Source organism: Vogesella aquatica (genome assembly GCF_028548455.1).
Classification (GTDB): Bacteria; Pseudomonadota; Gammaproteobacteria; order Burkholderiales; family Chromobacteriaceae; genus Vogesella; species Vogesella aquatica.
The window spans coordinates 39,949-58,681 of record NZ_JAQQLF010000028.1 but is presented as its reverse complement, the minus strand read 5'-3'; the positions used below and the strand labels follow the sequence as shown (position 1 = coordinate 58,681).

The following is an 18,733-nucleotide window of genomic DNA, read 5'->3' as shown; positions in this document are numbered from 1 at the left end:
GCAGATACCTGTGTGAAAGTAGGACACCGCCAGACGCCCGATACCGAAGCCCAGCTCAGACGAGCTGGGCTTTGTGCTTTGGTGCGGCGAAAACACCGCGCATGCACCCCGCGGCCAACGTTGGCCGCGCACGCCATGCGCTTGCACCAGCCGCTGCTTCTCACCGAATAGCCTCGGTCACGTCGCCACCTACCCCAAGCTGGCCTGCGGCCAGCCCCCCGATGCGCCTGCGGCTTATGCCGGGCTACCTTTTCCTATGCCGCGGCCAACGTTGGCCGCATCGGCATGATTGCCGCGGCTCTTGGTGTCGGGCTATTCCGTACTAGCCAAACATGCCTGCTTGTCTAAGCTACTAACGGTACTGTTGCATATCCATTGCACGCATACGCCTTTTTATTGCCATCATCTGCTTGATACTACTGTTATCCGATATTTTGTATACAATAGTCAGATAACCTTATCTGCTGGATTTTGGAAAGATACTCATGCAATTTGTAGAGTTTGCACGCAGCCAGACTGCGCTTCGGGATGCCATTACTGCTGCTTATCGTCGCGATGAGCGTGATTGCGTAGCGTTGATGATGGAGCAGGCCACCATGCCTGATACGCAGGTTGCCAGTATCAAGGCACTGGCGTCCAAGCTGGTGGCACAGGTGCGTAAAGAGCGCACCAAGTCCAGTGGTGTGGATGCGCTGATGCATGAGTTCACCTTGTCCAGCCAGGAAGGTATTGCGCTGATGTGTCTGGCCGAGGCGCTGCTGCGCATTCCGGACCGCCTGACTGCCGACAAGCTGATTCGCGACAAGATTTCCGGCGGTGACTGGGCTTCGCACCTGGGTAATAGTGCGTCGCTGTTTGTGAATGCGGCGGCCTGGGGGCTGCTGGTTACCGGCAAACTGGTGTCCTCCCACAGTGAGCAGGGCTTGTCATCTGCACTGACCCGCATTATCGCCAAGGGCGGCGAGCCGCTGATCCGCAAAGGTGTGGATCTGGCCATGCGCATGCTGGGCAAACAGTTTGTAACCGGCGAGACCATCGAAGAAGCGCTGGCTAATGGCCGCGAGCGCGAAGCACGTGGCTACCGTTTCAGTTACGACATGCTGGGCGAAGCGGCGATGACCGAAGACGACGCGCAGCGCTATCTGCGTGACTACGAAGTGGCGATCCACGCGATTGGCAAAGAGTCCAATGGCCGTGGTATCTACAATGGCCCAGGTATTTCGGTAAAGCTGTCTGCCATTCACCCGCGCTATGCCCGTATGAAGCACGAGCGCATGATGGCCGAGCTGCTGCCACGCCTGAAAGGCCTGTTCCTGCTGGCCAAGCAATACAATATTGGCCTGAACATCGATGCCGAAGAAGCTGACCGCCTGGAAATCTCGATGGATCTGGTCGAGGCACTGGCCAACGACCCGGACCTGAACGGCTTTGAAGGTATCGGCATCGTGGTGCAGGCTTACCAGAAGCGCTGCCCGTACGTGATCGACTTCCTGATTGATCTGGCCCGCCGCACTGGCCACCGCTTCATGGTGCGCCTGGTGAAGGGCGCCTACTGGGACGCCGAGATCAAACGTGCCCAGGTCGATGGCCTGGATGGCTACCCGGTTTATACCCGCAAGGTGTACACCGATGTGTCCTACCTGGCGTGCGCCAAGAAACTGTTGGCCGCACAAGACGCCATCTACCCGCAATTTGCCAGCCATAACGCCTACACCCTGTCGGCGGTTTACCACTTGGCCGAAGGCAAGGATTACGAATTCCAGTGCCTGCACGGCATGGGCGAGACCCTGTACGACCAGGTGGTGGGCAAGGGCAAGCTGGACAAACCGTGCCGCATCTACGCCCCGGTAGGTTCGCACGAAACCCTGCTGGCTTACCTGGTACGCCGCCTGCTGGAAAACGGTGCCAACAGCTCCTTCGTGAACCGTATCGTGGACGAGAACGTTTCCATCGAAGAGCTGGTGGAAGACCCGGTAGCAGAAGCCGCGCGCTTTGGTGGCCTGCCACACAACAAGATTGCCCTGCCGGTAGCGCTGTATGGTGCTGCTCGCCAGAACTCTGCCGGTATGGACCTGGCCAACGAGCACGTATTGCAAAAGCTGCAACACGCGCTGCAGGCCAGCGAACAGCAAGCCTGGTTGGCCGCACCGCTGCTGGCCGATAGCGAGCCGCATGGCAGCGCGCCGCAAGCCGTGCTAAACCCGGCCAACCATCAGGACGTGGTAGGCCAGGTGCAGGAAGCCACCCGCGAGGACGTGGAAGCCGCATTGCAAGCCGCCGTGCGTGCCGCCCCGGTATGGGCTGCCACGGCGCCGGCCAAACGCGCCGAAGCGCTGGACCGCATGGCGGACCTGATGGAAGCCAATATGCCGGCACTGATGGGCCTGGCCGTGCGCGAAGCCGGCAAGACCCTGAATAATGCCATTGCCGAAGTCCGCGAAGCGGTGGACTTCTGCCGTTACTACGCTGCCCAGGTACGTGAAGAGTTCGATAACAGCCGTCACCCGGCACTGGGCCCGGTGGTGTGCATCAGCCCATGGAACTTCCCGCTGGCCATTTTTATTGGCGAAGTGGTGGCCTCGTTGGCCGCAGGTAACGTGGTGCTGGCCAAACCGGCCGAACAGACTGCGCTGATCGCTGGCTACGCTGTGCGCCTGCTGCATGAGGCCGGTGTGCCGCGTGATGTGCTGCAGTTCCTGCCAGGCCGTGGCGAAGTCGTGGGTGCTGCACTGACGACTGATATGCGCATCAAGGGTGTGATCTTTACCGGCTCCACCGAAGTAGCGCAGATCATCAACCGTGCGCTGTCTACCCGTGGGGAAGAAGTGCCGCTGGTAGCCGAAACCGGCGGCCAGAACGCCATGATTGTGGATAGCTCCGCGCTGCCGGAACAAGTAGTAACCGATGTGCTGAGTTCGGCCTTCGATAGCGCCGGCCAGCGTTGCTCGGCGCTGCGCGTGCTGTACCTGCAACATGACATCGCCGACAAGGTGGTGAACATGATCAAGGGTGCCATGGACGAGCTGCGCGTCGGCAACCCGGCCCGCTTCAACACCGATATCGGCCCGGTGATCGACGCCGAAGCCCAGCAAGGCCTGCTGCGCCACATCGACAGCCTGAAAGACAAAGCCCGTAGCGTGTACCAGGCCAAGCTCACTGCCGAATGCGCCAACGGTACCTATGTGGCGCCGACGCTGTTCGAGATCGACCATATCGGCTTGCTGCAGCGCGAAGTCTTCGGCCCGGTACTGCACGTGATCCGTTTCCACGGTGGCGATATCGATAAGGTGATTGCCGAGATCAACAGCACCGGTTACGGCCTGACCCACGGCGTACACAGCCGTATCGACGAAACCATCGCGCGCATTACCGGCAACATCAAGGCGGGTAACGTATATGTAAACCGCAATATCGTGGGTGCCGTGGTGGGTGTGCAGCCGTTTGGCGGCGAAGGCAAGTCCGGTACCGGCCCCAAAGCCGGTGGCCCGTTCTACCTGTACCGTCTGACCGCTGGCCACTGGGATGCGCAGCTCAGCCCGAGCGCCACGCCGCAAGCCCTGGGCAAACTGGACGCACTGCAAGCCGCGCTGCCGCAGCTGGGGCTGGATGATGGCGCACGCCAGCACCTGCAAGACCTGATGGCCCAGGCACGGAATGAAAGCCCGCTGAACCACGCGCTGGTGCTGCCAGGCCCGACGGGCGAAAACAATACCCTGCGCTTTGCTCCGCGTGGCGTGGTAGGCTGCGCGGCCGATAATATGGAAGCCCTGCTGATGCAGCTGGTGGCCGCTTTTGCTGCCGGTAATGACGTGCTGCTGGCCGACAGTGTGCACGCACAGAAAGTCGCCGGGCTGTTGCGTGGTGCCGTGAAGGTCGTCGCCCAAATCGACAATGCCGACGTGGCTGCCGTGCTGTACGCCGGCCCGGATGCCGAAGTGCTGCGCCAGACACTGGCACGCCGCGATGGTGCGCTGATTCCGCTGCTGCTGGTAGAGCGCGGTGGTTATAACCTGCACCGCCTGGTGGTAGAGCGTGCGCTTAGCGTCAATACCACAGCGGCAGGCGGTAATGCCAGCCTGATGAGCATTGGTGACTGATCAGGCTTGCTAAAGGTGTGGCGGCATTGGAATAATGCCGCCACCGTGTTTCACCGTCGGCCAGACGGTATCAAAGATGGCAAGAGCAACCCCGAGATAAAGAAGAGAGACAAAATGCAACTGACCAAACTTACCAGCATCACTGTAGCTGTTGCCGCTGCCCTGGCTTTTGCCGGCTGCAGCAAAAAAGAAGAAGCCCCGGCCGCCGATGCTTCCAGTACTGCCGCTGCCGCTCCGGCAGGCGCGCAAGTCATCAAGATCGGTTTCGCAGCCCCGCTGACCGGCCCACAGGCTCACTACGGTGAAGAGTACAAAAACGGCGTAACCCTGGCGATTGAAGATGCCAACGCTGAAAAACCGACCATCGACGGCAAGCCGGTTTCGTTTGAACTGGTAGCAGAAGATGACCAGGCCGATCCGAAAACCGCTACCCAGCTGGCCCAGAAGTTTGTGGACAACAAAGTGAACGGTATCGTTGGCCACTTCAACTCCGGCACCTCCATCCCGGCTTCCAAGATCTACTCCGACGCCGGCCTGCCGCAAGTAGCCATGGCAACCGCCCCGACCTTCACCCAGCAAGGTTACAAAACCACCTTCCGCTCCATGACTTCCGACACCCAGCAAGGTTCGGTAATGGGCAAATTCGTGGTGGAGAAACTGGGCGCCAAGAAAGTGGTGATCGTGGATGACCGCACTGCCTACGGCCAAGGCCTGGCAGACGAGTTCGAAAAAGCCGTGAAAGCCGCTGGCGGCACCGTGGTAAAACGCGAGTTCACCAACGACAAGGCCACTGACTTTGCCGCCATTCTGACCACCATCAAAGGCGCTGCGCCTGACGTGGTGTTCTACGGTGGTGCCGACGCCCAGTCCGCCCCGATGGCCAAGCAGATGAAGCGCCTGGGCCTGAAAGCCCCGCTGATCTCCGGCGAAATGACCAAAACCCCGACCTTCCTGAAACTGGCTGGCAAAGAAGCCGACGGCACCATCGCCTCGCTGGCTGGCCTGCCGCTGGAAAAAATGCCGAAAGGTCCGGATTACGCTACCCGCTACAAAGCACGTTTCAATATGGACGTAGCAACCTACTCCCCGTACGGCTATGACGCTACCCGCGTACTGATCGCCGCCATGAAAGAGGCGAACTCCGCCGAGCCGGCAAAATATCTGCCGGTACTGGCCAAGATCAACTACACCGGCGTAACTTCGTCCAACTGGTCCTACGATGACAAGGGCGACCTGAAAGACGGCGGCATCACCGTGTACAAGGTTGAAGGCGGCGAGTGGAAAGTGATGGAAACCATCGGTGGCGGCGCCCCTGCTGCCGCTGCGGCTTCCGCTGCCCAGTAAGCCTGGCACGCGCACCTGAGAGGGTGCCGGAGAGAGAAAAGCCCTTCCGCTTGCGGAAGGGCTTTTTGTTGTCCGATGGTGCCCCGGCGAGTCTGCGGCCAACCTGGCAGCTTGCCCGGGTTGGCCGCAGCGCTTGCCGTGCAGCAGGGCAGATCAGCCCAGCTCGTGGCGGCGTGGCAGCTCCGGCCCGCGCCGCGAGCAGGTGAGTGCTGCTGCGCGGGTAGCAAACTGCACCATTGTATCGATCTGCGCACGGGACAGGCTGGCCACGCCCTGTGGCGAGGCCAGGTCATGCTCGGCCAGATAGCACAGCAAGGCTGCCTGGAAGGTGTCACCTGCACCGACGGTATCGACCACGTTGACCTTGCCCGCTGCGTGCTGCCACTCGCCGTGCTGGCGGCTGAATACGCAGACACCGTCGCCACCGCGCGTCATCAGTACCAGCTGGCAGCGCCCGCTCAGCCAGCGCCGTGCGCTGATAGCCGGGTCTGTATCCGGGTACAGCAGCTGCAGGTCTTCGTCGCTGACCTTGATCAGGTCGACCAGGCCGGCGTGGTGCTCGATGACCTCGCGCCAGCGTGCCAGCTCGGGCTCCACGTTCAGGCGGATATTCGGGTCTAGCGTGCACAGGCGCTGGCCGCTTTCACGCTGCAGTAGCGTGGCGAGGGCTTCCGCCGTTGGCGAGCGTACCAAGGCGTAGGAGCCAAAGTGGATGCCGGTAATCTGCTCGTCCAGCGTTGGCAGCTCGGCAACAGTCAGGCTGGCTTCCGGCGCTTTATCGCCATAAAAAGCGTACTGCGGATGGCCGCTGGCATCCAGGCTGACCAGTGCCAGCGTGGTGGCTAGCGCACGTTGTAGCAGATAGCGGGTGGCCACGTTTTCCTGCTGCAGGACGGCCTGCAGCTGTTGGCCCAGAAAGTCGGTGGACACGGCACCCAGCAGCGCCGACGGCTGGCCAAGCCGGGCTACGCCGATGGCCACGTTGAACGGCGAGTCTCCGGGGATGGCGCGATAGTCCAGCGCCGGCCAGCTGGCCTGGCCGTTTTGCAGGAATACATCGAATAGTGCTTCGCCACAGATCAGGAACATAAGGCAGCCTCCTGGCTAGGATCAGGCAGCCAGCTCATGGCTGCTGCCCGGTAAGGGTTAAGGCCGGCGGGCGGTGGCGATAGATATCACGAAAGCGTTGCAGGCGGGGAAGCAGGGCCGCATGACGTGTGGTATCCGGCTGATAGACCGCCTTGACCGGTGGGCGGGTACACACGGAGGCCAGCTCGCCACCATCGGCCAGCCAGCCCAGCCGCGCGGCACCAAGTGCCCCGCCGGACTCGCTGCCGACATGGGTGACGATGTCCAGGCCCAGTGCATCGGCCAGTAGCTGTGCCCAGTACGGGCTGCGGGCACCGCCGCCGACCAGCGACAGCTTGCTGACCTGGCTGCCGGCGGCACGCAAGGCATCCAGCCCGTCTACCATGCCAAAGCTCACGCCCTCCAGCACGGCGTAGCCTAGCGCGGCGCGGTCATGCGCCTGGGTGAGGCCCCAGAATACGCCGGGCGCGAACGGGTCGTTGTGAGGCGTACGCTCGCCCGACAGATAGGGCAGAAACAGCGGCGCCCCCGCCAGCGCCTGGCTATCCAGTGCCGCGATTTCCTGCAGCAGGCTGGCTTCGTCCACGCTGGTCAGGCGGCAAAACCAGCGCAGGCAGCTGGCTGCGGCCAACATGACGCTCATCTGGTTCCAGCGCCCCGGCAGGGCATGGCAGAAAGTGTGCAGCGCCGAGTCGGGGTTGGGGCGGAAGTGGTCATCTACCACGAACATCACGCCGGACGTGCCCAGCGACAAAAAGCCGTCGCCCGGGGCGACCGCACCGATACCGATAGCACTGGCGGCGCCATCACCGGCACCACCGGCTACGATGACATCCGGCGACAGCCCCCATTCGGCAGCCAGTGCCGGCAGCAGGGAACCGGCAGCCTGCGGGCCTTCCACCAGCCGTGGCATGTGGCTGCGATCCAGGCCGCAGGCGGCCAGCAAGGTGTCGGACCAGTCACGCGCTGCCACGTCCAGCCACAGCGTGCCGGAGGCATCCGACGTGTCGCCGACCTTGTCGCCGGTCAGGCGCAGGCGCAGGTAGTCCTTGGGCAGCAGCACGCAGCGGGTAGCCGCAAACACGGCGGGCTCGTGGCGCGCCACCCACAGCAATTTGGGGGCGGTAAAGCCGGGCATGGCCAGGTTGCCGGCCACTTGATGCAGCGACGGCGCCGCGCGGGTCAGCGCTTCGCACTCGGCCACGCTGCGCAAGTCATTCCACAGGATGGCGGGCCGCAATACGCGGTCGTCAGCGTCCAGCAGCACGGCGCCGTGCATCTGGCCGGACAGGCCGATGGCGCGGACTTCGGCAAAGGCCGCGCCGGCTTTGTCGCGCAAGCGGGCAATGGCGGTGCAGGTGGCGTCCCACCAGGCTTGCGGGTCTTGCTCCGACCAGCCCGGCTGTGGCCGCGATACGCTCAGCGCCTCGCCAGCCACGGCCGCCAGGTTGCCTTGCCCGTCCAGCAGCACGACTTTCACTTCCGACGTGCCAAGATCGATTCCTAGATACATCCCTTCCTCCGCAATCGGGTGCTAGTTGGCCGCATCCTGCGTGGCCAGCCAGCTGTCCACCCGTGCCAGTGCACGGTTGAGCAGGCTGTTGAGCACTGAGGTACCGGCCAGCTCGCCCCACAGCATGGTGTTGGCCGCATACGCGGCCACGACGTTGTCGGCTGCCAGCATCTGCTGGCAGGCTGCCGGGTCCATGATGCCATCCTGGTAGGCATACGGCAGCGCACCGGCCTGCCAGCGTTGCAGGAAACGCAGAAACAGGGCGGGCAGCACGGCAGTATGAACAGGGTCGGCGCCGCGTGCTACTGCCTGTTGCAACGTAGGGGCAATGAAGCCCGGAATCTTGGAGAAACCGTCGGCGGCCACACGCTGATTGCTGTCCAGGATGTAGGGGTTGCTGAAGCGGTCCAGTACCGTGTCGCGGTAGGCGGCCAGGTCCAGCGGGCTGGGGCTCAGGCAGGGGATGACGTCGTGGGTGACGTAGTCGTGTGCCATCTGGCGGATGCTGGGGACGGCAGTACTGTCGTGGATGTACAGCAGGCCGCGCAGGGTGCCGGCCCAGGCAATGCAGCTATGGCTGGCGTTGAGGATGCGGATCTTGGCTTCTTCGTACGGCAGTACCGAATCGACGGTTTCCACGCCGACGGCTTCCAGTGCCGGGCGCCCGGCGATGAAGTGGTCTTCCACCACCCACTGGATGAACGGCTCGGCCATCAGCGCGCAGGGGTCGTGCTGGCCGGTGGCCTGCAGCACGCGGGCGCTCACCTCCGGTGTCGGGCGCGGGGTGATGCGGTCCACCATGGTATTGGGGCTGCTGGTGTGGCGGTCTGCCCAGGCCAGCAGCGTATGCTCGCCGCGCAGGGTCAGGAACTGCTGCAGACCTTGGCGGAAGCGTTCGCCATTGTGGCGCAGGTTGTCACAGTTCAGCAGGGTGACCGGGGCGTTGCCGGCGGCCTGGCGCGCCCGCAGGATGGCGGCGACCGCACCGTAGATAGTGTTCAGCCCGCCATCCAGGTCGGCGGCCAGGTCGGGGTTGGCGGTGTCCAGTTGCTGGGACTGGTCCAGGTAGTAGCCGCCTTCTGTCACGGTAAACGAGATGACACGGGTGCCGGCGTCGGCGCCCTTGGCGATCAACGGCTGCAGGTCGGGCTGCCACGGCACGATGTCACTGATGGCGGTGACGGTTTCGTAGCGGTGTTCGCCGGCCGGAGAAATGGTTTCCAGCGTATAGCGCCCCTGTTGTGCGGCCAACTGTGCCAGTAGCGGTGTCATATCGGCGCGGATATTGGCCAGGGTCAGCGCCCAGCGGGCCTGGCCGTGTTTGTCCAGCTGGTCCAGGTACCAGGCCTGATGGGCGCGGTGAAAAGAGCCGGCGCCGATGTGCAGCCAGCAGGGTATGGAAGAGGCGGTAGACATGTTCGGGGTGTCCTGTAATGACGATGAAGACAAGACCTCCCCCTGCCGGGCCGGTGGCAGGCCTGGCATACGGGGCAGGGTTGGCCGCAAGGCGGCCGGATACGGTAGTGCTAGTGCGCGGGGGCAGCTTCGCGCGTGACGGGCTGCGTGCGTGGCAGTGCCAGGCCATCTTCGCGGAACAGGTGGCAGTGGTGCGGCGCGATGCTGAACCCGGCCGGGCTGCCGTTGGCCGCGTGCTCGCCATCCGGCATGCGGCAGACCAGCGGCTCGCTGGCACTGTCCGACTCGGCGTACAGGTAGGAGAAGTCGCCCAGGCTTTCCACGGTGCTGACCCGGCCATGCACGGTGGGCTGGCTGTCATCGCGGCGCAGGTATTCCGGGCGCACGCCTAGCGTTACCACCTCGCCGTTTGTCAGGCTGCTACCGTCCACGCAGACGGTCTGCAGGCCGCCACCGTGGATCTGTATCGTGGCCTGTTGTGCGTTGGCCGATACCACCACACCGTCGATGAAGTTCATCTTGGGTGAGCCAATAAAACCGGCGACAAAGCGGTTTGCCGGGTGGTGGTATAGCGTTTGCGGGCTGCCCACCTGCTCGACGCGGCCGGCGGACAGCACCACGATCTTGTCGGCCAGCGTCATGGCTTCTACCTGGTCGTGGGTAACGTAGATCATGGTGGTTTTCAGGTCTTGATGCAGGCGGGAGAACTCCAGCCGCATTTTGACGCGCAGCGCGGCGTCCAGGTTGGACAGTGGCTCGTCAAACAGGAACACCTTGGGTTCGCGGGTAATGGCGCGGCCAATGGCTACGCGCTGGCGCTGGCCGCCGGACAAGGCTTTGGGTTTGCGGTCCAGCAGGTGGTCGATGTGCAGGATCTTGGCGGCTTTCTGGACAGCGGCATCGATTTCCGGCTTGCTCTTGCCGGCCAGCTTCAGGCCAAAAGCCATATTGTCGTACAGCGACATGTGCGGGTAGAGCGCATAGCTCTGGAACACCATGGCGATGCCGCGCTTGGCGGGCGGGATGTCGTTGACGCGTTCGTCGCCGATATACATATCGCCGCCGCTGATATCTTCCAGGCCGGCAATCATGCGCAGCAGGGTGGATTTACCGCAGCCGCTGGGGCCGACAAACACGACGAATTCACCATCGGCGATGTCCAGCTGGATATCGCGCATTACTTCCGGGCTGTCGCCGTAACGCTTGCTGATGTTACGCAGGGTAACGCTAGCCATGATCTGTCTCCTTGGGGTAGCCGTCCGGGCCACCCGTATTTTTCAGGGGTGAGGCTGGCACAGGCGGGCTACCAGGGCCGGCAGCTGTGCCATGTCATCAAAGGTGTAGCGGGCGCCGCAGTCGCGTAGCCGCCGGGCCTGGCCGTCGGCAATATGGCCGGCACCGGTAAAGCCCAGCACCGTCATGCCGGCGGCGCTGGCCGCCCGGGTACCGGTAACACTGTCTTCCACCACCAGGCAGCGTGCCGGGCTGGCACCCAGCGCGCGCGCCGCGTGCAGGAACAGGCCAGGGTCGGGCTTGGCGATGCCCACTTCGTCGGCGCAGTACACGTGCGGGCCGAAGTGCGCCAGCAGGCCGCTCTGCGCCAGCGCGCTGCGTACACGGTTGGCCGCACTATTGCTGGCGCAGGCCTTGGGCAGCGGGATGGCGCGCAGCGCGGCGTCCACACCACGGATAGGGCGGGCCAGGCGCGCCACTTCGTTTTCGATGTGGTGGCGCATGGCGGCGATAGCGTCATCGCCCAGCGGCAACGGGTGCTGGCGGCCGATGTCGGCCAGCAGGTCGGGCAGGGTCAGGCCCAGGCGCGGGCGTACCAGCGCGTCCAGGTCCTGCCCGGGCAGCAGCGGCGCCAGCTGCTGTAGCAGCGTGTCAAAGGCGATGGCTTCGCTGTCCAGCAGCACGCCGTCGCAATCGCTGATCAGGTGGGTGTAGGCCGGCATCACTTCACCGCTCCGAAGGTCAGGCCGCGTACCAGCTGCTTCTGCGTGAGCCAGCCCAGCACCATGATGGGCGCCACGGCCAGCAGCGAGGCGGCAGACAGCTTGGCCCAGAACAGGCCCTCGGGGCTGGAGTACGAGGCGATGAACACCGTCAGCGGGGCGGCGTTGGCACTGGTGAGGTTAATGCTCCAGAACGCCTCGTTCCACGACAGGATCAGCAGCAGCAGCGCGGTAGACGCCAGGCCCGGCAGCGACATCGGCAGCAGCAGGTAGCACACCTCTTGCCAGGTACTGGCACCGTCGATGCGCGAGGCTTCCAGGATTTCCTTCGGTACTTCGCAGAAATAGGTGTAGGTCATCCACACCGCAATCGGCAGGTTGATCAGCGTGTAGATGATGATCAGGCCGCTGACGGTATCGAGCAGGCCGATACTCTTCCACAGCAGGTATACCGGCAGCAGCACGCCTACCGACGGCATCATCTTGGTGGACATCATCCACAGCAGGATTTTCTGCGTCTTGCTGGTGGGAAAGAACGCCATGCTGTAGGCCGCCGGTATCGCGACCAGCAGGCTCAGTACGGTGACGCCACCGGAAATGGCGATGGAGTTGGCCGCAAAGCTCATGTAATCGCTGCGCGAAAACACCTCGTGGAAGCTTTCCAGTGTGGGCGTGAAAAACAGCGACAGCTGGTAAGCCTGGCTTTCGGTCTTGAACGCTGTCAGCATCATCCACAGGATGGGAAAGAAGATCAGCAGGGCCAGCGACCAGGCCAGGGCCGTGGTGAGCACATATTGCAGCTGGCGCGATGCGGTGCGTTTCATCGTTCGTTCTCCCCCTTCAGGTTATTGGCCAGCATGCGCACCAGGAATACCGACACGATATTGGCCAGGATCACTGCCAGAATGCCGCCGGTAGAGGCCATGCCAACGTCGAACTGCTGCAGGCCCAGCTGGTAGATCAGGTAGGACAGCGTGGTGGTCGCGGTGCCGGGGCCACCTGCGGTGGTGGTGTAGATTTCGGCAAAGATGGACAGCAGGAAAATGGTCTCGATCATCACCACCACGCCGATGGCGCGTTTCAGGTGCGGCAGCACAATGTAGAAGAACATGGCGATAGGGCCGGCGCCGTCGATCTGGGCGGCTTCCTTTTGCTCCTGGTCCAGCGACTGGATGGCGGTGAGCAGGATCAGGAAGGCAAACGGCAACCATTGCCAGCTGACAATGATGATGATGGACAGCATCGGGTATTCGCCCAGCCAGTCGATGGGGGGCAGCCCCAGCGCCGTGGTGGCGGCGGCAATCAGGCCGTATACCGGGTGCAGCAGCATGTTTTTCCAGATCAGTGCGCTGACGGTGGGCATGACGAAGAAGGGCGCAATCACCAGCAGGCGGGCAATGCCACGGCCCATGAACGGCTGGTCGTACAGTACGGCCAACAGCACGCCGCCGACGACCGAGATCACCAGTACGGCTACCGTCAGTAGCAGTGTGTTGAACACGGCGGGCAGGAAGGCCGGGTCGCTCCACATGAACTGGTAGTTTTGCAGCCCGACGAAGCCGGTGTCTTCGGGGCTGAGCAGGTTGTAACGGATCAGCGAAAACCAGATCGTCATCAACAGGGGCACGATGGACCACAGCAGCAGGCTGACAACGGCCGGCGATTGCAGCCAGCGCTGCTGTCGGTGCCTTTGCGCAGGGCAGGGTGGGCAGAGGAGTGCATGGGTTATCTCGTTTTGTTATGGTCCTGAAGCCGGGTTGCCGGCAAACGGTGGCAACCCGGCGGCGGCGGTAGTGCTTACTTCTGGTACCCGCCCTGGATCACGGCACGGTTGGCCGTGGCCTGAGCGGCTTTCAGCGCGGCGTCCACGGTCATATTGCCGGCCAGCGCGCCGGAGATGGCCTGGCCCACTACGGTACCGAAGGACTGGAACTCCGGAATGCCGACAAACTGGATGCCGCTATACGGTGCCTTTTTCAGCGTGGCATCGTTCGGGTTGGCCGACTGGATGGCGTTCAGCACGAACTTGGCAAACGGGGCGGCAACAATGTAGTCCGGCTGGTTGTAGGTGGAGATGCGGGTACCCGGTGGCACCGACGTCCAGCCCAGGTCCTTGGCTACCAGCTTGATGTAGTCCTTGGAGGTGGCCCACTGTACGAACTTCTTGGCCGCGTCGTCCTGTTTGGACGACTTCGGTACCGCCAGTGCCCACGACCACAGCCAGCTGCTGCCCTTGGCGGTCACGCCGGTCGGCGCCTGGGCAAAGCCTACCTTGTCGGCCACTTGCGATTCTTTCGGGTTGAACAGCATGCCGGCGGCCACGGTGGCGTCGATCCACATGCCGCACTTGCCGCTGGCAAACAGGGTCAGGTTTTCGTTGAAGCCGTTGGTGCTGGCACCCGGCGGGCCGTATTTTTTCAGCAGGTCAACGTAGAAGTTCACCGACTTTTTCCATTCCGGGCTGTCGATGGTGGCTTTCCAGTTTTCGTCGAACCAGCGGCCGCCGTTGGCATTCACCAGGGTGGTGAGGTAGGCCATGTTTTCACCCCAGCCGGCCTTGCCGCGCAGGCAGATGCCGTAGACACCGCCTTTTTCCTTCAGCACTTTGGCGTAGTCGGCAATCTGGGTGTAGGTCGGTTTCTCCGGCATGGTCAGGCCCAGCTTGGCGAACAAGTCCTTGCGGTAGAAGGTCATCGAGCTTTCTACATAGAACGGCAAGGCGTACAGTTTGCCGCCGTAGGACAGGCCGTCACGCGCGGTTTTTACCACGTCGTTCAGGTCGTACTCGGGCGCCAGGTTGTCCATCGGGTTCAGCCAGCCTTTCTTGGCCCACAGCGGGGCTTCGTAGGTGCCGATCATCATCACGTCGAACTTGCCGCTATTGGTGGCGATGTCGGTGGTCACGCGCTGGCGCAGCACGTTTTCTTCCAGTACGACCCAGTTCAGCTTGATATCCGGGTTCTGCTTTTCGAAGGCCGGCGACAACTTTTTCAGCTCGACCATGTCCGGGTTGTTCAGGGCGGCAATGGTCAGCGTGGTGGCAGCCTGGGCTGACAGGGCGGCCAGGGCCAGGGTGCAGGCGGTGGCCAGGCGGCCGGCGTGGCGTGCGGTGAGTCGGGTCATGCTTTATCTCCTTGTTATGTTGTGGTGCTGCGCGGGCAGCGTGGCTGGGCTACCGGCCAGCCAGCGGTAAAAACGGGTACGGGGCCTGCCCTTCGGGGCGCGCGCCATGCGGGGTTCTGCTTTGTCAAACCGTGCCGGCAGGGATCGCCCTGCTGCGCCCGGTTTTTCGCGCATGGCCACCGCCGGACCAGCGCTGCCGCATCAAAAATAGCGTTAACAGGCCCTAGCTCATCCAGTTGCCGCCATCCACGTTCAGGGTCTGGGCGGTGATGTAGTCAGCGTCGGTGCTGGCCAGAAACACGGCAGCGCCGGCCAGGTCGTCCGGGCGGCCCATGCGGCCCAGTGGTACTGCTGCGCCAACCTGACGCTTTTTTTCGCCCGGGGCCAGGCCTTCATGGCGCGCAAACAGCGCGTCCACCGCCTGCCACATCGGGGTATCCACCACGCCGGGGGCGATGGCATTCACGCAGATGCCATGCGGCGCCAGCGCCAGCGCGGCAGACTGGGTATAGCTGATCACGGCGGCCTTGGTAGCGCAGTAGTGCGATACCAGTGCTTCGCCACGACGGCCGGCTTGCGACGACAGGTTGATGATCTTGCCGCCGTGGCCTTGCAGCACCATCTGGCGCGCTACGGCCTGCAGCAGGAAAAACATGCCTTTCACGTTCACGTCGAACAGGCGCTGGTAGCTGTCGCGGCTGGCTTCCAGCAGCGGAGCCATGTCGAAGATGGCGGCGTTGTTGTACAGGATGTCGATGCGGCCGAAGCGGGCCACGGCATGATTTACCAGGCGGTCGATGTCGGCCTCAAGCGTGATGTCTGTCGGTAGCCACAGCGTGCGCTCCGGGTGGCTGGCCAGCAGTGCGGCCAACTCGTCCGACAGCTGCAGGTCGGCCAGTACGCACAGCGCGCCTTCTGCCAGATAGCGGCGGCTGACGGCCAGGCCGATACCGTTGGCCGCACCGGTGAGTACCGCTACTTTGTTATTGAGCTTCACTTGTTGGCTCCTGTATTGTCTTGTTTTGGGCATTTGCCCTTGTTGCGGGCAAATATTCATATCAATGAAAAGCAGTGTCAAGCCGCCTGGCGGTAAATAGCGGGATGCTGCTTTGCACCATGATTCCTTTTTGCCACCAAGCACCCGGATAAGCCGCCGGCTTGACGCAGCAGGGGCGTTCGGTGGTACAAATCGCCACGCGGTATCAAAACCGCATTAACAGGGAGGGAGGCATGTCCAGACAACAAGACAAGCTGGATCTGGCAGCGCGGGCAGCCTGGCTGTATTTCGTGGCCGGCAAAACCCAGAACGAGCTGGCAGACCAGCTCAATGTGTCACGCCAGGTAGCGCAGCGCCTGGTGGCCACGGCGGTGGAACGCGGGCTGGTGAAGGTAACGGTGCACCACCCGGTGGCCGATTGCCTGTCGCTGGCGGAGCAGCTGCAGGCACGCTTCGGCCTCACCATGTGCGAAGTGGTGCCATACGACCAGGACAGCCCGGCCGAGCTGCAGCGCAAGCTGGCGGTGGCCGGGGCGCGGGTGTTCGAGCGCTATCTGGATGTGCCGGAGCCGAGGGTGGTAGAGCTGGGTTCTGGCCGTACATTGAAAGCCATCATCGACGAGATGGCCGAGCTCAGCTGCCCGCAGCACCGGCTGGTGTCGCTGATCGGTACCATCGCCCACGATGGCGCCTCCAACCGTTACGACGTGGCCTTGCCGGCGTCGGAAAAAACGCAAAGCCAGTACTACCTGCTGCCGGCACCGTTGTATGCCGACAGCGCCGAAGACCGTACCCAGTGGTGCCAGCACCGGTTATACCGGGTGGTGGAATCGATGAGCCGCCGTGCTGACGTGGCCTTCATCGGTATTGGCACCATAGATGATGGCTGCCCGCTGCAGGCCGACGGCTTTTTGGGGGCAGAGGAAATCAGCGCGCTGAAGTCACAGCAGGCGGTGGCCGAGCTGATTGGCCGGCCGATCGATGCCCGGGGCGAGCTGGTGGACAGCCCGGTGCAGCAGCGGGTAACCAGCCTGGCGCTGGACCGCCCGCCGCGCCGGCCGCTGATTGCCTTTGCCGTTGGCGAGCGCAAGGCGGCGGCCATCCTGGCAGTGCTGCGCGGGCGCTGGCTGAGCGGCCTGGTGACCGACGAGGCCTGTGCCCGCTATATCCTGGTGCACAGCAACGCGCTGGCCTGAGTTTGCGGCTACCGGCATGACACAAGGCCCTGTCCGATGCGGACAGGGCCTTGTCGTGCCTGCGGCCAACCTTTACGCGAAGCGGTGCCCAGCCTGGCCGGGTGTTGACGCTAGCGGCTGTACCAGCCCACCGGGCCGGGCTGCAGGTTGATGTTGACCTGTTTCACCTGCTGGTACTCCAGCAGGCCGTTGACGCCCAGGTCGCGGCCGTAGCCGCTCATCTTGTAGCCGCCCCACGGGGCTTCGTTGAAGGTGGGGTTGTAGCAGTTGATCCAGGTGACGCCGGCGCGCAGCGCCTTCATCACCCGCAGCGCCCGTGCACCGTCGGTGGTGAACACGCCGCCCGCCAGGCCGTACGGCGTATCGTTGGCCAGGCGGATGGCTTCGGCTTCGTCGCTGAAGGTCTGGATGGCCACGACCGGGCCGAACACTTCCTCGCGGCAGATTTCCATGTCGCTGCGGCAGTTGTCGAAGATGGTAGGGCGGAGGAAGTAACCCCTGGCGCAGTCGCCGTCGGTATGGCGTTGGCCGCCGCACACCAGCGTGGCGCCTTCGGCCTTGGCGCGTTCGATGAAGCCCAGCACTTTTTCCAGCTGGCCGGCAGACACCAGCGGGCCCATGTCGGGGTCGCTCACGCCGGGGCCGATGGTCATGGCGTTGGCGCGTTCGGCCAGCCGGGCTACGAAGCGGTCTTTCAGCGAGGCCTCGATCAGGATGCGCGAGCCGGCCGAGCACACCTGGCCCTGGTTGAAGAACACGCCGATCATCGCCCATTCCACCGCGCCTTCCAGGTCGGCGTCGGCAAAGATGATGTTGGGCGACTTGCCGCCCAGCTCCAGCCCCACGCGCTTGAGGTTGCCTACCGCGGCGCGGGCGATCAGCTGGCCGGTACGAGTGCTGCCGGTGAAGGTGATCATGTCCACGTCGTGGCTGTCGGCCAGCGGCTGGCCGGCGGCCGGGCCGCTGCCCAGTACCAGGTTGGCGGTACCTGCCGGCAGGCCCACCTCATGGAAGATTTCAAACAGCACCACCGACGACAGCGGGGTGAGCTCGCTGGGCTTGAACACCACGCAGTTGCCGGCGGCCAGCGCGGGGGCCAGCTTCCAGGTGGCCATCAGCAGCGGGTAGTTCCACGGCGTGATCAGGCCGCACACGCCCACCGGTTCGTGCAGGCTGTAGGCATGCATCGGGCCGAAGCCGTCCGGCACCTCGTACACGCCGCCTTGCGGCTTGCCGATCAGGCCGGCGTAGTAGCGGAAGCAGGCGGCGGCGTCTTCGATGTCGCAGCGCGCTTCGCGCAGCGGTTTGCCGTTGTCCAGACAGTCCAGCAGCGCCAGCTCTTCGGTGCGGGCGCGGATGGCGTCGGCAATGCGGTACAGCATGTCGGCGCGGCGCGGGCCGCTCATGTGGCGCCAGTCGCCTTGCTGGTAGAAGGCGTGTTTGGCGGCGGCAATGGCTTGCAGCGTGTCTTCTGCCGTGCTGTCGGCGACCACGCCGATGACGTCGCCGTTGGCCGGGTTGAGGATGTCGCGGGTCTGGCCCAGCAGCGCGGCTTGCCACTGGCCGTTGATGTAGTTTTGTCTGCTTTGCATGGTGCTCTCTGTGTGTGGCGCCTAGCTACGGGCGATGTAGATCTTGCGCAGGGTGCGGCGTACGGTCCAGGTGGTGGCGGTGCCGGCCTTCAGGAAGCCGACGCTGCCAGGCTGCAGCTGCAGTGGCGCGCTGCCGTCGTCAAAGCTGACGGTGGCGTCGCCGTCCAGCACCACGAAGCATTCGTCCACTTCGATATCGGTGGTCACCGACGGCGACATTTCCCACACGCCGATGGCGACATCGCCCAGCGTGGCTAGCTCGGCCATGCCCACGGTGGCCGGGCCTTGTACGATTTTGGCCGGGTCTACCGGCTGGTAGGCCAGCTCGGCGCTGGTGGCCAGCAGGGCGTAGTTGCCCAGTAGCGTTTGCGTTGTCATGGCAGGTTTCCCTTGCGGTAACAGTGTTGGTGC

General features: G+C 63.6%; 14 protein-coding genes. 3 read left to right on the top strand and 11 right to left on the bottom strand.

Annotated features, from left to right (window positions below; translation table 11 throughout):
- The first annotated feature begins 485 nt into the window (after positions 1 to 485).
- A complete protein-coding gene (gene putA / locus PQU95_RS17295; protein ID WP_272753164.1) occupies positions 486 to 4,097 on the top strand; it encodes a trifunctional transcriptional regulator/proline dehydrogenase/L-glutamate gamma-semialdehyde dehydrogenase in 3,612 nt (1,203 codons plus the stop codon).
- Between the two features lie 114 nt (positions 4,098 to 4,211).
- A complete protein-coding gene (locus PQU95_RS17290) occupies positions 4,212 to 5,441 on the top strand; it encodes a branched-chain amino acid ABC transporter substrate-binding protein (RefSeq protein ID WP_272753163.1) in 1,230 nt (409 codons plus the stop codon).
- Between the two features lie 153 nt (positions 5,442 to 5,594).
- Here the strand turns inward: PQU95_RS17290 and PQU95_RS17285 are convergent, their stop codons facing one another.
- From PQU95_RS17285 to PQU95_RS17245, 9 genes are all read right to left on the bottom strand, one after another.
- A complete protein-coding gene (locus tag PQU95_RS17285; protein WP_272753162.1) occupies positions 5,595 to 6,530 on the bottom strand; it encodes a carbohydrate kinase family protein in 936 nt (311 codons plus the stop codon).
- Positions 6,531 to 6,564: 34 nt separating this feature from the next.
- Positions 6,565 to 8,043, bottom strand: coding sequence for a xylulokinase (gene xylB / locus PQU95_RS17280; RefSeq protein ID WP_272753161.1), 1,479 nt, complete (start codon positions 8,041 to 8,043; stop codon positions 6,565 to 6,567).
- Positions 8,044 to 8,064: 21 nt separating this feature from the next.
- Entirely contained in the window at positions 8,065 to 9,459 is a 1,395-nt protein-coding gene (gene dalD, locus PQU95_RS17275) for a D-arabinitol 4-dehydrogenase (protein WP_272753160.1), read from the bottom strand.
- A gap of 110 nt (positions 9,460 to 9,569) precedes the next feature.
- The gene (locus tag PQU95_RS17270; protein WP_272753159.1) at positions 9,570 to 10,694 is read right to left on the bottom strand and encodes an ABC transporter ATP-binding protein; all 1,125 of its coding nucleotides are present in this window, start codon (positions 10,692 to 10,694) and stop codon (positions 9,570 to 9,572) included.
- Between the two features lie 42 nt (positions 10,695 to 10,736).
- Entirely contained in the window at positions 10,737 to 11,414 is a 678-nt protein-coding gene (locus PQU95_RS17265) for an HAD-IA family hydrolase (RefSeq protein WP_272753158.1), read from the bottom strand.
- Positions 11,414 to 12,238, bottom strand: coding sequence for a carbohydrate ABC transporter permease (locus tag PQU95_RS17260; protein ID WP_272753157.1), 825 nt, complete (start codon positions 12,236 to 12,238; stop codon positions 11,414 to 11,416). Before PQU95_RS17260 ends, PQU95_RS17265 begins: the two co-directional genes overlap by 1 nt.
- A complete protein-coding gene (locus PQU95_RS17255) occupies positions 12,235 to 13,029 on the bottom strand; it encodes a carbohydrate ABC transporter permease (RefSeq protein ID WP_272753156.1) in 795 nt (264 codons plus the stop codon). Before PQU95_RS17255 ends, PQU95_RS17260 begins: the two co-directional genes overlap by 4 nt.
- 182 nt (positions 13,030 to 13,211) lie before the next feature.
- Positions 13,212 to 14,537, bottom strand: a complete 1,326-nt coding sequence (locus tag PQU95_RS17250; RefSeq protein ID WP_272753155.1) for an ABC transporter substrate-binding protein — start codon at positions 14,535 to 14,537, stop codon at positions 13,212 to 13,214.
- A 223-nt stretch (positions 14,538 to 14,760) separates the two neighbouring features.
- The gene (locus PQU95_RS17245; protein ID WP_272753154.1) at positions 14,761 to 15,534 is read right to left on the bottom strand and encodes an L-iditol 2-dehydrogenase; all 774 of its coding nucleotides are present in this window, start codon (positions 15,532 to 15,534) and stop codon (positions 14,761 to 14,763) included.
- 233 nt (positions 15,535 to 15,767) lie between these two features.
- Here PQU95_RS17245 and PQU95_RS17240 point away from each other — a divergent pair, with 233 nt between their 5' ends.
- The gene (locus PQU95_RS17240) at positions 15,768 to 16,730 is read left to right on the top strand and encodes a sugar-binding transcriptional regulator (RefSeq protein ID WP_272753153.1); all 963 of its coding nucleotides are present in this window, start codon (positions 15,768 to 15,770) and stop codon (positions 16,728 to 16,730) included.
- 110 nt (positions 16,731 to 16,840) lie between these two features.
- Here PQU95_RS17240 and PQU95_RS17235 read toward each other — a convergent pair whose 3' ends face one another.
- Positions 16,841 to 18,322, bottom strand: a complete 1,482-nt coding sequence (locus PQU95_RS17235) for an aldehyde dehydrogenase family protein (protein WP_272753152.1) — start codon at positions 18,320 to 18,322, stop codon at positions 16,841 to 16,843.
- A gap of 21 nt (positions 18,323 to 18,343) precedes the next feature.
- A complete protein-coding gene (locus PQU95_RS17230) occupies positions 18,344 to 18,700 on the bottom strand; it encodes a cupin domain-containing protein (protein ID WP_272753151.1) in 357 nt (118 codons plus the stop codon).
- Positions 18,701 to 18,733 lie beyond the last annotated feature (33 nt).